This is a genomic window from Leifsonia sp. 115AMFTsu3.1 (assembly GCF_004362795.1).
In the GTDB taxonomy this organism is placed as follows: Bacteria; Actinomycetota; Actinomycetes; order Actinomycetales; family Microbacteriaceae; genus Leifsonia.
In genome coordinates this window covers 1334265-1347609 of record NZ_SNYB01000002.1, presented here as the reverse complement: position 1 = coordinate 1347609, position 13345 = coordinate 1334265, and the positions used below count along the sequence as shown (strand labels likewise).

10 protein-coding genes and 2 riboswitches are annotated in these 13345 nt (G+C 69.0%); of the genes, 4 read left to right on the top strand and 6 right to left on the bottom strand.

Going from position 1 to position 13345, the window contains the following annotated elements; genetic code table 11:
* Window positions 1–23 precede the first annotated feature (23 nt).
* Window positions 24–650, top strand: coding sequence for a PH domain-containing protein (locus AXZ95_RS17505; protein WP_018191492.1), 627 nt, complete (start codon window positions 24–26; stop codon window positions 648–650).
* A 32-nt stretch (window positions 651–682) separates the two neighbouring features.
* Here the strand turns inward: AXZ95_RS17505 and AXZ95_RS17500 are convergent, their stop codons facing one another.
* From AXZ95_RS17500 to AXZ95_RS17490, 3 genes are all read right to left on the bottom strand, one after another.
* Entirely contained in the window at window positions 683–1696 is a 1014-nt protein-coding gene (locus AXZ95_RS17500; RefSeq protein WP_018191493.1) for an ABC transporter permease, read from the bottom strand.
* Entirely contained in the window at window positions 1697–3229 is a 1533-nt protein-coding gene (locus AXZ95_RS17495) for an ABC transporter permease (RefSeq protein ID WP_018191494.1), read from the bottom strand. It lies immediately after the preceding gene.
* A gap of 193 nt (window positions 3230–3422) precedes the next feature.
* Window positions 3423–5210 carry an ABC transporter family substrate-binding protein gene (locus AXZ95_RS17490; protein WP_018191495.1) on the bottom strand — a complete coding sequence of 596 codons (1788 nt, stop codon included), beginning with the start codon at window positions 5208–5210 and terminating at the stop codon, window positions 3423–3425.
* A gap of 230 nt (window positions 5211–5440) precedes the next feature.
* On the opposite strand from AXZ95_RS17490, the gene AXZ95_RS17485 reads away from it, so the two are divergent.
* Window positions 5441–6235, top strand: coding sequence for a type II CAAX endopeptidase family protein (locus AXZ95_RS17485; protein ID WP_018191496.1), 795 nt, complete (start codon window positions 5441–5443; stop codon window positions 6233–6235).
* Window positions 6236–6341: 106 nt separating this feature from the next.
* Here the strand turns inward: AXZ95_RS17485 and gcvP are convergent, their stop codons facing one another.
* Genes gcvP through gcvT form a run of 3 tightly spaced genes read right to left on the bottom strand, consistent with a single transcriptional unit; the run spans window position 6342 to window position 10838 of the window.
* Complete coding sequence (gene gcvP / locus AXZ95_RS17480; protein WP_018191497.1) at window positions 6342–9257, bottom strand: aminomethyl-transferring glycine dehydrogenase; 2916 nt, start codon at window positions 9255–9257, stop codon at window positions 6342–6344.
* A gap of 16 nt (window positions 9258–9273) precedes the next feature.
* Window positions 9274–9648: a glycine cleavage system protein GcvH gene (gene gcvH / locus AXZ95_RS17475; protein ID WP_018191498.1), complete on the bottom strand. Its 375-nt coding sequence runs from the start codon at window positions 9646–9648 to the stop codon at window positions 9274–9276.
* Between the two features lie 2 nt (window positions 9649–9650).
* Window positions 9651–10838: a glycine cleavage system aminomethyltransferase GcvT gene (gene gcvT / locus AXZ95_RS17470; RefSeq protein ID WP_018191499.1), complete on the bottom strand. Its 1188-nt coding sequence runs from the start codon at window positions 10836–10838 to the stop codon at window positions 9651–9653.
* Window positions 10839–10898: 60 nt separating this feature from the next.
* Window positions 10899–11008: riboswitch (glycine riboswitch) on the bottom strand.
* A riboswitch (glycine riboswitch) is annotated at window positions 11009–11097 on the bottom strand. It lies immediately after the preceding riboswitch.
* Between the two features lie 226 nt (window positions 11098–11323).
* On the opposite strand from gcvT, the gene AXZ95_RS17465 reads away from it, so the two are divergent.
* Together AXZ95_RS17465 and nadA are read left to right on the top strand one after the other, a co-directional pair.
* Window positions 11324–12052, top strand: coding sequence for an NUDIX domain-containing protein (locus AXZ95_RS17465; RefSeq protein ID WP_018191500.1), 729 nt, complete (start codon window positions 11324–11326; stop codon window positions 12050–12052).
* A complete protein-coding gene (nadA, locus tag AXZ95_RS17460; protein WP_018191501.1) occupies window positions 12049–13344 on the top strand; it encodes a quinolinate synthase NadA in 1296 nt (431 codons plus the stop codon). The genes AXZ95_RS17465 and nadA overlap by 4 nt, the downstream gene beginning before the upstream one ends.
* The last annotated feature ends 1 nt before the right edge of the window (window position 13345 follow it).

Here is a 13345-nt window from a genome sequence, read left to right as displayed (position 1 = left end):
CGGCGGGATGAGAGCATGGACCCATGCCCTACGTCTCCCCCGCCGAACGCGAGGTTTTCGTGTCCCGGTTCAACCGGGTCCTTGCCGTTCTGATCTGGGCGGCCGCTGCTGCCCTGACCATCGGCCTGCTGTTCAGCGTCCACGACGCCCGGCTGCTCTACATCGTGCCGGGCGCGCTGTTCGCGTTCGTCGCGTGGGCGATGCTCTGGCGCCCGCAGCTGACGGTCGCCGACGAGGGCATCACGGTCGTCAATGTCACGCGCACCGTCCGCATCCCTTGGGAGGCGCTGATCGCGGTCGACACCAAGTACGCCCTGACGCTGTACACCCCGGGCCGCAAGATCCCGGTGTGGGCCGCTCCCGCGCCCGGCACCGGAAGCACGCTCCGCGCCACCCGCAACGAGACGAAGGGCCACATCGGCCGCCCGCGCGTCGAGGACAGCGTGCGCCGCCCCGGCGACCTGCTGGGCACCGAGTCCGGCGCGGCGGCCGAGGTCGTGCGCCGCCGCTGGGGCATGCTCCAGGACGCGGGCGCCATCGACGCGGGTCGTGCCGACGAGACGCCGGTCACGGTGCGCTGGCACCTGGTCGAACTCGCGGTGCTGGTGCTCCTGCTCGCGGGCACCGTCGCCGCGCTGCTCCTGGCCTGAACCGGCCGGGAGCAGCGCGACGCGGGCGGGCGTCACAGCACGTCCTCCGCGAGGGCCGCTCCGGTCTTCGGGCTCCGGCCGTCGCCTTCGCCCTCCTCCGGCTCCTGCTCCCGCATCTTGCGGAGGTTGAACCGGCGGTGGCGCGGGTCGAACGCGTCGCGCAGGCCGTCGCCGACGAAGTTGACGAGCAGCGCGAGCGTCACGATGAACGCACCGGGCCACCAGAACAGCCACGGACGCGTCTGGAACGCGGACTGGTTCGAGCTGATCAGGAGGCCGAGCGAGACGTCCGGCGGACGGATGCCGTAGCCGAGGTAGGACAATGCGGTCTCGAGCAGGATGGCCGAGGCCATGATCAGCGTCGAGGCCACGATGACGACGCCGATGGCGTTCGGCAGGATGTGCTTGAAGATGATGCGCGCGTCCGAGGCGCCGGCCACGCGGGCCGCCTCCACGAACTCCCGCTCGCGCAGGGAGAGGAACTCACCGCGGACCAGACGGGCGATGCCCATCCAGGAGAAGAACCCGAGCATCAACGCCAGGAAGAACGCGCCGAGACCGCCGAACGCGTGACCGACGACCGAGCCGATGACCAGCGCCGGGATGACGATGAACACGTCGGTGATGCGCATCAGGATCGCGTCGACCACGCCGCGGAAGTAGCCCGCGACGGCGCCGACGACGACACCGACGACGCTCGCGATGAGTCCGAGGACCACCATGACGAGGATCGAGTTCTGGATGCCGCGCATCGTCAGGGCGAAGTAGTCCTTGCCGATGCGGTCCTGGCCGAACGGGTGCTCCCAGGTCGGGGAGCCCTGCTGCACCTGGTCGTTCAGCTCGGTGTAGTTGTACTTCCACCAGCCGGGGATCGGACCCAGCCCGATCGCCGAGATCGAGAACAGCAGGATCAGGATGAACAGGATGGCGCTGGCGACGGCGACCTTGTTGGAGAGGAACCGCTTCCAGACGAGCTTTCCCTGGCTGACGGGCGGGGCGCTGGGCGCCTGCAGCTCATCGGCGATACGTGTGTCGTTGACGGACATTTATCGGACCCTCACTCTCGGGTCGAGTGCGGCGTACGCGAGGTCTGCCAGGAAGTTGAACAGGATGGCCATGGCCGCGATCACGAGGAAGTACGCCATGACGGGGTTGAGGTCGCCGCGGCTGAGGCCGAGGTTGAACAGCGAGCCCATGCCCGGGATGGCGAACACGCGCTCCGTGATGACCGCACCACCGAGCAGCGCTCCCACGTCGAAGGCGACGAGGGTCGTGATCGGGATGAGCATGTTGCGGAAGGCGTGACGCACGACGACGGTCCGCTCCGGCAGGCCCTTGGCGCGCGCGGTGCGGATGAAGTCCTGGTTGAGCACCTCGAGCATCCCGGCCCGCGAGTAGCGGGTGTAGGACGCGAACGAGATGAGCAGCAGGGCGATCGTCGGCAGCACCAGGTGCGTGAACGTGTCGAGGCCGGTGACCCACATATCGCCCTCGAGGCCCGGGGTCGAGGAGCCGACGGTCGCGATGGGGCGGCCGTTGGTGTCCTGGAAGTACTGCGGCCACGCCTGCATGAAGCGGTCGACGATGATCAGGAACCCCGAGACGATCGTGACGATCACAGAGATCCGCATGTTCTGGCCGCGGTCGTAGCCGCCGACGAACCAGCCGATCGCAAGGCTCACGATGATGGCCACGATCGCCAGGATGATGATCGTGCCGATGGTGGAGACATCGAAGAGCGGCTGGAGCGCGAAGTAGCAGACCAGGCTGATCGCACCCGCGATGGCCGCCGAGATGAGCGCCCGCCGGTTCTGCAGTCCCGAGATGAGCGCCGTGGCGCCGATCACGGTCGCGGCGATCAGCAGGATCATGACCACCGGGCCGAGGCCCGGCATGAGGAACCAGTTCATCGCCGACATGAGCAGCAGGACGCCCGCCGTCGCGACACCCGAGATGACGAAGGTCAGCAGACGCCGCCTCCGGTCACCGCCGATCAGCGACTGCCAGATGAGTCCGGCCACCAGCCCGATCAGCACGGCCACCCACCAGGGGATGGTCGGATGCGCGAGGAAGTTGTTGAAGCCGATCGCGACGAACTCCTTGAGAAGAACCGCCACGAGGAACGCAGGAAGCGAGTACAGGAAGAAGCTGAGGAACGTGACGACGTTGTCGAGTCCGCTGTACTGCCGCAGGGCGGTGACGATGCCGATGGTGACACCGAGGAGGATCGCGAGGATCAGGGCGAACGTGACCAACTGCACCGTCGACCCGAGGGCCTGCGGGAGGATGTCGGTCACCTTCGCGTTGGAGACGGTGGACCCCAGGTCGCAGGCGTTGGCGAACGGGATGAGGCACTTGGCCGCACCGCCCAGCCAGAGCAGCCAGCGCAGCGGCGGCGCGACGTCGAGCTGCAGGAGCTGGATGCGCGCGTTGATGAGCTGCGTCTTATTGGGGGAATTGCTGCCTCGGAGGTCCTGGAGCGGGTCGGCGCTGTAGGCGACCAGCATGTACATCAGGAACGAGGCGGCGATGATGATGAGCACTGAGACCAGAAGGCGTCTCAGGATGAAACTCGCCATAGGTTCAAAACCTTCACTGACAGGACGCGCCGATCGGGGGTGCGGCGGAGGGGGGTTTGCCGCCAGGCGCGTATCTCACGGGGCGGACGGATCACGTCCACCGACTACATGATACGGGGCGCCGGCCGGAACCGACGCCCCGCCGCAGTAAGAGTGCCCGGGGTTCACCCGGGCACTCTCACTTGCGGAGCTGTTACTTCTTGGAGGACTTGACCGACCACTCCCAGAAGTTCCAGAACGGACCGGACTGTCCGCCGTTGTACTTGACGCCGTCAACCCGCGAGGTGGTCGCGAAGACACCCGGGAGCTGGAACAGCGGCAGACCGTAGCCGTCGGTGAAGGTCTGCTTGTCGATCTGGTACTCGATCTTCGTCAGCTCATCCTTGTCCAGGGTGGTCTGCGACTTGAGGGCCAGGTCGTTGGTGCCGGTGTAGCGATTGTAGTTTCCGCCACCCTGCGAGGCGAACACCTGCGGCAGCTGCGTGGTGCCTGCACCCGGGCTGATCCAGCCGAAGAGCGAGGCGTCGTAGTCGCCACCCGGGAGCAGCTTGCTCCAGTCGGGCGAGCCGGCGTCGACGACCTTGATGCCGGCCTTCGCGGCCGAGGCCGAGATCGACTGGAACTCGTCGACACGGTTCGGGTTGTTCGTGTTGTAGAGGATGCGCACGGTCGGGGTGGCACCGGCGAGCAGCTGCTTGGCGCCCTCGATGTCGACCTTGTCGTACTTGTCAGAGCCGTTCTGCTTGACGCTGCCCTCGTACTGCTCCTGGTTCGGCAGGAAGATCTGCGAGTTCAGGACCTTCGCCTTCGAGTCGACCGGGGTGACGATCGAGTCGAGGATCTGCTGACGCGGGATCGTCTTGAGGAACGCCTCGCGGACCTTCTCGTCCTTGAACACGGGCGAGCCGAAGTTCAGGTCGAGGTGGTCGTACGACGCCTGGGCACCGGTGAGGATCTTGGCGCTGGTCTGCTTGAGCGCGGTGATCGTGTCGGCGGACGCCTGCGGGTTGATGATGTCGACCTCACCGTTCTGGAGAGCGGTGACCTGGGCGTTCGCGTCCGGGATGATGCGGAACACGATCTTGTCCACGTTCGGCTTCAGACCGCCGGCGTAGTACTTGTTCGGCGTCATCGTGAGCGACTGGCCGGGGGTCCACGACGAGACGACGAACGGGCCGGAGGAGACCAGCAGGTCCTTGTCGGTCGGGAACGCGGTCACGTCGTAGCCGGTGTTGACGAACTCCGCCGCCTTCTTCAGCGTCGGGTCGGCCGGAGCCGGGTTCGCCGGGTCGCCCTTGGGCAGGCCCTTCAGCAGCTTCGTCAGGTCGGCGGCCGAGGAGAGGCCCGCCTTCTTGGCGACGATGTGCGCGGGCTGCGCGATCGGGTTGACGAGCTCCCAGTCCACGTACGGCGTCGCGTACTTGAGGGTGATCGTGCGGTTGTCGTTGCTGACCGTCGGGAAGTCGGTCGCGTCGATGCCCGCGGTCGAGCCCGCGATCTGGAAGTACTGCGTGCCGCTGGTGACGTTGCCGTCATCGTCGAACTTCGCCGAGTCGTAGTGGCCGGAGGCGATGGCCCACGCGAGGATCATGTCATCGGCGGTGACGGGCTCGCCGTCAGACCACTTGTCGTCCTTGTTCAGGGTGTACTTGACGGTCAGCGGGTCGTCCGAGGTCTTCTCGAACGTGCCGAACTTGTCGTCGTGGACGATCTTGTAGTTGTTGTCGATGTACTGGAAACCGGTCCCGTACGAGCCGTTGAGGTATCCGACCTGGCCGTTGGTGTCCAGGTTGCCCTGCGGCGTCTGCGAGTTGAACGAGGTGAAGTCGTTCACGACCGCCACCGTCACGGTGCCGCCCTTGGCAGCGGACGAGGTGCTGGTGCTCCCGGACGTGGTGCAGGCCGACAGCGCGAGTGCTGCGACGCCTGCGACGGCGACCGCGCTGACCGCGAACCTGCCCTTTCTTCCGTTGATGTGCAATGTTCCTCCTGTGCGAAGTGTGCGTCGGAACGGGCATGCGAGAAGCCTGGTCCGCGCGGGATAAGAATGACCCTAGGTATCGCTGCCAGTGATTGCAAAACAGCGCGGGAAAACGTTACAGAGTGGTAACTCAGTCGGAGGATTCGTGCACGATGCGCACAAAAACGGTGGATTTGATCGTGCAATGCAACGATTGAATGGTTTGCGGTCCGGGCTGGCAGGATGCCGGTATGGCTGACGCGCTGACCTGGGCCGGAGAGACCCCCGTGGAGCGCGCCGCGCGCCCCCGCCTCTGGTGGGAGGTCGCGATCGTGCTCGGCCTGTCGCTCGGCCAGTCGGCGATCTACTCCATCGTCACGATCATCGACCGTGCGACTCAGAGTACGCCCCTGGCGGACCAGAAGGCGGAGGTGAACCCCGCCCAGTCGAGCCGGGAGGTCTTCGACTTCCTGTACCAGGTGCTGGGCAATCTGTTCCCGCTGTTCGCCGTCGCCCTGGTGATCTACCTGCTCTGGCAGCCGCAGCGCAGCGGCTTCCGGCGGATCGGCTTCGACCTCACGCGTCCCGCCCGCGACCTCGGCGGCGGGGCGCTGCTGTTCCTCGTGATCGGCATCCCCGGCATCCTCTTCTACGCCCTCACCCGGCTGCTCGGGATCACGGTCACAGTGGAGGCGTCGACGCTCGACGCGCACTGGTGGACGGTGCCGGTGCTCATCCTCGCCGCGCTGCGTGCCGCGCTGCAGGAGGAGGTCATCATCGTCGGCTACCTCTTCACGCGCCTGCGCCAGCTGGGCTGGGGAACGTGGTCGATCATCCTGGGCGCCGCGGTGCTGCGCGGCAGCTACCACCTGTACCAGGGCTTCGGCCCGTTCGTCGGCAACGCGATCATGGGCATCGTCTTCGGCTGGTGCTACACCCGCTGGGGCCGCGTGATGCCGCTCGTCGTCGCCCATACGATCATCGACATCGTCTCGTTCGTCGGCTATCCCCTCGCCGTGGCCCTCTTCCCCCACATCTTCGCCTGACCCCCCGCCGTCGAGTCCGCAAACTTTGCACGGAATCGCGGGGCGAAGCGTGCAAAGTTTGCGGACTCGACGGTGGGGGTGAAGGGCGGAGGCGGTTAGGCGTGGGTCAGGCGAAGGCCTCGGGCGGCGGGCAGGCGCAGAAGAGGTTGCGGTCGCCGTAGGCCTGGTCGATGCGGCGCACCGGGGGCCAGTACTTGTTGCGGACGAGCGCAGGGACGGGGTAGACCGCCTGCTCCCGCGAGTACGGGTGCGTCCAGTCGGACGAGACCGCCGACTCCGCGGTGTGCGGCGCGTTCCGCAGCGGGTTGTCGTCGGACGGCCAGTCCCCCGCCGCTACGGCGTCGGCCTCCTCGCGGATCGCGATCATCGCGGCCACGAAGCGGTCGAGCTCGGCGAGGTCCTCGCTCTCGGTCGGCTCCACCATCAGGGTGCCGGCGACCGGGAACGACATCGTCGGCGCGTGGAAGCCGTAGTCGATGAGCCGCTTGGCGACGTCGTCGACCGTGACCCCGGTGCGCTCGGTCAGCGGACGCAGGTCGAGGATGCACTCGTGCGCCACGAGGCCGTCCTCCCCCGCGTAGAGCACCGGGAAGTGCTCCCGCAGCCGTGCAGCGACGTAGTTCGCCGACAGCACGGCCGCTCCCGTCGCATCCTTCAGCCCCTCCGCTCCCATCATCCGGACGTACGCCCAGCTGATCGGCAGGATGCTCGGGCTGCCGTACGGGGCCGCCGAGACCGGCGCTCCGCCGTGCTCGACGCGGCCGCCGCCCACGATCGGGTGCGTCGCGTCCTGCGCGAGCGGGTGGCCGGGCAGGAACGGCGCGAGGTGCGCCTTGGCCGCGACCGGGCCGACACCCGGGCCGCCGCCGCCGTGCGGGATGCAGAACGTCTTGTGCAGGTTGAGGTGGCTGACGTCGCCGCCGAAGTCGCCGAACCGGGCGTAGCCGAGCAGCGCGTTGAGATTGGCGCCGTCCACGTACACCTGGCCACCGGCGTCATGCACGGCCTGGGTGATCGCGACCACCTCGTGCTCGTACACGCCGTGCGTCGACGGGTAGGTGATCATCAGCGCGGCGAGCGTGTCGGCGTGCTCCGCGATCTTGGCGCGCAGGTCGTCGAGGTCGACGTTGCCGAGCTCGTCCGTCGCCACGACGACGACGCTCATGCCGGCGAGCACGGCGGAGGCCGCGTTCGTGCCGTGCGCGGACTGCGGGATGAGGCACACGGTGCGCTGCAGGTCGCCGCGCGACCGGTGGTACCCGCGGATCGCGAGCAGTCCGGCGAGCTCGCCCTGGCTGCCGGCGTTCGGCTGCAGCGAGACGGTGTCGTACCCCGTGACGTCGGCGAGCCACTCCTCCAGCTGGTCGATGAGCTCCAGCGAGCCGGCCACGTCGGCGGCCGGGGCGAAGGGATGCAGCGCAGCGAACTCGGGCCAGGTCACGGCCTCCATCTCGGTCGCCGCGTTGAGCTTCATGGTGCAGGAGCCGAGCGGGATCATGCCGCGGTCGAGGGCGTAGTCGCGGTCCTGCAGCAGGCGCAGGTAGCGCATCATCGCGGTCTCGGAGTGGTGCGTGTTGAACACCGGGTGGCTGAGGTACTCGGACTCGCGCGCGAGCACCGGGTCGTAGGACGCCTCGCCGGAGAGCGTGAGCGCCGGGACGCCGTCGACCGTGCCGCCGAGCACCTCGATGAGGTCGCCGAGCGGGAAGTCGCCGTCGCGCAGGTCCTCCGCCGACTCCTCGTCGATGCTCAGCGAGACGAGACCGGCGTCGGTCGCGTGCAGCAGCAAGCCGCGATCGTGCGCGCGGGCGACGACGGTGGCCGCGTCGTCCACCTCGACCTGCAGCGTGTCGAAGAACGAGCGCGACACGACCTCGACACCGGATGCGCGGAGCGCCTGGGCGACGGCGGCCGTCGTCAGGTGCACCTGGCGACCGATCGCGCGCAGCCCGGCGGGGCCGTGGTAGACGGCGTACATCGCCGCCATGACGGCGAGGAGCACCTGCGCGGTGCAGATGTTCGAGGTCGCCTTCTCGCGGCGGATGTGCTGCTCGCGGGTCTGCAGCGTGAGCCGGTACGCCGGCTTCCCGACCGCATCCTGCGACACCCCGACCAGGCGGCCGGGGAGCTGCCGCTCGAGGCCCTTGCGGACCGCCATGTAGCCGGCGTGCGGGCCACCGAACCCCATCGGGACGCCGAAGCGCTGGCTGGTGCCGACGGCGACATCCGCTCCGAGCTCGCCGGGGGCGCGCAGCTGGGTGAGGGCGAGCAGGTCGGCGGCCGCGACGATCACGGCCCCCGCCTCCTTCGCCGTGCGGATGACGGCGCTCGGATCCCACACGCGCCCGGAGGCGCCCGGGTACTGCACGAACAGGCCGAAGGCGTCGCTCAGCTCCGGGGCATCCGCCGGGAGGCTCGCCAGATCGAGCACGACCAGCTCGATGCCGACCGCCTCCGCCCGGTTGCGCAGCAGCGCCAGCGTCTGCGGGAACGTGTCGACGTCGACGACGAAACGCGGCGACTTCGCCTTGGATGCGCGGCGCGCCAGCAGCATCCCCTCGACCACTGCGGTCCCCTCGTCGAGCATCGATGCGTTCGCCGTGTCGAGGCCCGTGAGGTCGGAGACCATGGTCTGGAAGTTGATCAGCGCCTCCAGCCGGCCCTGCGAGATCTCCGGCTGGTACGGCGTGTACGCGGTGTACCAGCCCGGGTTCTCGAGCACGTTCCGCTTGATCACCGCGGGCGTGATCGTGCCGTAGTAGCCGAGGCCGATCAGGCTGCGGTTGACGGTGTTGCGGGCGGCCAGCGCGCGCAGCTCGCGGAGGGCGGCGCGCTCGCTCAGCGGAGCCGGAAGCACGGACTCGCGCCCGGCGTCCACGCGGATGGAGTCGGGGACGGCCGCGAGGACGAGGTCCTCCACGGAGGCCCACTCGCGGGAGGCGGCCGCGCCGATCGCGGACAGCATGGTGCTCTGCGCGTCGCCGTCGGTGCCGATGTGACGCGCTGGGAAGAGGTCGGTCATGTGAGGTGGGGGAACCTTACTCGCCGGTCAGGGCGGCGTACTCGTCGTAGCTCAGGAGGTTGTCGGGCAGCTCGGTGAAGCGGACCTTCACCAGCCAGCCCTCGCCGAACGGGTCGGAGTTGACGAGTTCGGGGGCGTCGACCACGGCGCTGTTGGCCTCGGCGACGGTGCCGTTCACCGGGGCGAACAGCTCGCCGACCGACTTGGTCGACTCGATCTCGCCGACCACGCGGCCGGCGGTGACGTCGCTGCCCTCCTCGGGCAGCTCCACGAACACGACGTCGCCGAGCTTCTCGGCGGCGTAGGCCGTGATGCCGACGGTCGCGACGTCGCCATCGACCAGGAGCCACTCGTGCTCGGGCGTGTACTTCAGGTCTCGTTCTGCGGCCATGGCTAGCGCTTCTTTCTGCTGTAGAAGGGGAGGGCGGTGACGGTGAACGGGAGGCGGGTGCCTCGCACATCCACGTGGAGCACGGTGTTCTCGCGGGCGAAGCGGGGGGCGACGTAGGCCATCGCGATGGGCATCCCCAGCGTCGGGGAGAGCGCGCCGGAGGTGACGACGCCGACCTCGGCGTCCTCGCCGGTCGTGTCGTCGTGCGCGAAGACCGGGTAGCCGGCGCGGGCGGCGCGCTTGCCCTCCCCGGCGAGGCCGACGAGCACACGGGCCTCCGGGTCCGGCCCCTCCTCGCTGGCGGCACGACCGACGAAGTCGGTGTCCTTCGCGAGGTTGACGACCCGGCCGAGTCCCGCCTGCGCCGGCATGGTGTCGAGGCCGAGCTCGTGACCGTACAGCGGCATCCCGGCCTCGAGGCGCAGGGTATCGCGGCTGGCGAGGCCGGCGGGGACGAGGCCCTGCTCGGCTCCCGCCTCGAGCAGGGCATCCCACAGGGCGCGCGCGTTGTCGGGCGCGAGGTAGAGCTCGAAGCCGTCCTCGCCGGTGTAGCCGGTGCGGGCGATGAGCACGGGATGCGTCTCGAACTCGGCCGGGAGCGACCAGTAGTACTTGAGGGCCGAGAGGCGCTCCCCGAAGTCGGAGCCGCCGAGAGCCCCGGCGTCGGCCGACAGGCCCGGCGTCGCGAGCAGGATGGAGAGGGCGGCCGGACCCTGCACGGCGATCAGGGCGATGTCGTCGGACTCGTCGAAGACCTCGACGTCGAACGGCGCGGTGCGGTCGCGCAGCTCGGCGGCCACCGCATCCCGGTTCGACGCGTTCGCGACCACCATGTAGCGGTCGTCGCCGGTGCGGTACACGACGAGGTCGTCGACGATGCCGCCGGAGCGGGAGAGCAGGAGGCTGTACTTCGCCTGGTCGACGTTGAGGGCGGAGAGCTTGCCGGCGAGCGCATAGTCGAGCGCTTCGCCGGCCTCCGGGCCGAGGAGCACGATCTCGCCCATGTGCGACAGGTCGAACAGGCCGGCTGCGGTGCGCACGGCGTGGTGCTCGGCGAGATCGGAGGAGTACCGGACCGGCATCTGCCAGCCGGCGAAGTCGGTGAAGGAGGCGCCGGCCGCCGTATGGGCGTCGTGGAGCGGGGAGGTGCGCTCGGCGTTCGTACCGTCTGGCGTGCTCTGCGAGGTCATGAGTTCTCCGATCGCCGGCCGTCGGCCGGGGGCTGCGGGGGCGTCGCCGCTCCCGGGAAGAACTCCCCCTCTGTCATCCGGCCTGAGAGTTTCACCTCGCCTCCCCGAGGGGATGCGCGGCTTTCACCGTGGGCGAGGACGGCGGGCGCCATCCTGCTTTTCAGAGTGGCCAGTCCGATGCGGTACGCGTACCTGAGAGATTGTCGGGGAGGATTGCTCCTTCGGTGTCGCGCTCGCGCGACTCTCCCGCATCGACCTCGTTGGCCCGGTATTCGGTTGTCCGGCCAGCATATCCGCTCCCGCCGTCCCGTGCGCACGCGAAGATTTGCGCCAAATCTCGGTAATGCGCCCGTCATTCCCGAGATTTGGCGCAAATCTGCGCGAGGAGGAGGCGGAGTAGGGCGGCGTTTGGTGTTCTGGTCGAGATGACACTAAGATGATCAGCACGTTAGAGTCAAGTTGACCTTTAGGTGACGGGAGCGGCCATGACGGCACGGCACGAACGCGCGAGTGCGATCCTCGCCGTGTCGACGGTCATCTTCGCCCTGCGCACCGACGACGAGACCGGCGGCGTCCCGCAGGTGTGGCTGCCGCTCGTGCGCCGAATCCGCGAACCGTTCGAGGGACGCTGGGCCCTGCCGGGCGGACCGCTGCGGGTCGGCGAGGACCTCCCCTACGCCGCTGCCCGCACGCTCAACGACACCACCGGCCTGACGCCCAGCTACCTGGAGCAGCTGTACGCCTTCGGCGACGCCGACCGCTCCCCCGGCGCCGAGCGCGTCGTCTCCGTCGTCTACTGGGCGCTCGTCCGCAGCGAGGAGGCCGAGCGCGCCAGCGTCGGCGAGAACGTTCGCTGGTTCCCCGCGGACGACCTGCCCGAGCTCGCCTTCGACCACAACGTGATCGTCGAGTACGCCCTCTGGCGCCTCCGCACGAAGATGGAGTACTCCCGCATCGCACACGCGTTCCTCGGCGAGCGCTTCACGCTGGCCCAGCTGCGCGGGGTGCACGAGGCCGTGCTCGGCCGCGCCCTCGACCCGGCCAACTTCCGCCGCACGATCGAGTCCTCCGGGGCCGTCGTCGCCACCGACGAGTACCTCACCGGCACGCCGCACCGTCCGCCGCGGCTGTACCGGTACAACGACCAGATCGACCTCGCCGACGCGGGGCCGCTCCCCCGCCAGCAGCACCCGTTCGAAGGAAGAAACGCATGACCATCGCTTCGGTCGACACCACCATCCGGCTCATCGCGTCGGGGCAGCTCGACGGCGACACCTGCACCCCCGACCTGGTGGAGGCGCCGTGGACGTTCGACAGCGCGACGCCCTCCTACGGGCCCGGCGCTTCGCTCGGCGATCCCATCCCCGCGAACGCGCCTCGGCAGGGCGAGCTGCCCGAGGAGTACCGCACCGCCACGGCCCAGGAGCTCGGCGACCGCATCCGCGCCGCCAAGGAGACCCTCGGCGACCGCGTCGCGGTGATGGGCCACTTCTATCAGCGCGACGAGGTCGTCCAGTACGCCGACTTCGTGGGCGACTCCTTCCAGCTCGCCAACGCGGCCAAGGCCCGGCCGGAGGCGGAGGCGATCGTGTTCTGCGGCGTCCACTTCATGGCCGAGACGGCGGACATCGTCTCGCGTCCCGAGCAGAAGGTCATCCTCCCCAACCTCGCCGCCGGCTGCTCGATGGCCGACATGGCCGACCTCGACTCGGTCGAGGAGTGCTGGGAGCAGCTGGAGGAGCTGTACGGCACCGAGCCGGACGCCGACGGCCGCGTCCCCGTCATCCCGGTCACCTACATGAACTCGTCCGCCGCGCTGAAGGCCTTCTGCGGCGAGCACGGCGGCATCGTCTGCACCTCGTCGAACGCGGCGACCGTGCTGGAGTGGGCGTTCGAGCGGGGGCAGCGCGTGCTGTTCTTCCCCGACCAGCACCTGGGCCGCAACACGGCGAAGGCCATGGGCATCCCGGTCGAGCGGATGCCGCTGTGGAACCCGCGTAAGGCGTGGGGCGGGACGGACGCCGAGACGCTGCAGGACGCCCAGGTCATCCTGTGGCACGGCTTCTGCTCGGTGCACAAGCGCTTCACGGTCGGCCAGATCGAGCACGCGCGCGCCGAGTTCCCCGGCGTCCGCGTGATCGTGCACCCCGAGTGCCCGATGGATGTGGTGGATGCGGCCGACGAGTACGGCTCCACCGACTACATCGTCAAGGCGATCCAGGCGGCGCCCGCAGGGTCCACCTTCGCGATCGGCACCGAGATCAACCTGGTGCAGCGGCTGGCGGCGCAGTTCCCGCAGCACACGATCTTCTGCCTCGACGCGGTGGTGTGCCCCTGCTCGACGATGTACCGCATCCACCCCGGGTATCTCGCCTGGGTGCTGGAGGGGCTCGTCCGCGGCGAGGTGCTCAACCAGGTGACCGTTCCGGCGTCCGTCGCGGAGCCCGCGCGGGTGGCGCTCGAGCGGATGCTGGCGGCGCGGCCCGACACCACGATGGCGGCCTGAC

What these genes read in the sequence shown, in the direction of transcription:
- gcvT (WP_018191499.1), bottom strand. Translation starts at nt 10,838, where the DNA reads ATGACCTCGCAGAGCACGCCAGACGGTACGAACGCCGAGCGCACCTCC.
- gcvP (WP_018191497.1), bottom strand. Translation starts at nt 9,257, where the DNA reads ATGACCGACCTCTTCCCAGCGCGTCACATCGGCACCGACGGCGACGCG.
- AXZ95_RS17495 (WP_018191494.1), bottom strand. Translation starts at nt 3,229, where the DNA reads ATGGCGAGTTTCATCCTGAGACGCCTTCTGGTCTCAGTGCTCATCATC.
- nadA (WP_018191501.1), top strand. Translation starts at nt 12,049, where the DNA reads ATGACCATCGCTTCGGTCGACACCACCATCCGGCTCATCGCGTCGGGG.
- AXZ95_RS17485 (WP_018191496.1), top strand. Translation starts at nt 5,441, where the DNA reads ATGGCTGACGCGCTGACCTGGGCCGGAGAGACCCCCGTGGAGCGCGCC.
- gcvH (WP_018191498.1), bottom strand. Translation starts at nt 9,648, where the DNA reads ATGGCCGCAGAACGAGACCTGAAGTACACGCCCGAGCACGAGTGGCTC.
- AXZ95_RS17500 (WP_018191493.1), bottom strand. Translation starts at nt 1,696, where the DNA reads ATGTCCGTCAACGACACACGTATCGCCGATGAGCTGCAGGCGCCCAGC.
- AXZ95_RS17465 (WP_018191500.1), top strand. Translation starts at nt 11,324, where the DNA reads ATGACGGCACGGCACGAACGCGCGAGTGCGATCCTCGCCGTGTCGACG.
- AXZ95_RS17505 (WP_018191492.1), top strand. Translation starts at nt 24, where the DNA reads ATGCCCTACGTCTCCCCCGCCGAACGCGAGGTTTTCGTGTCCCGGTTC.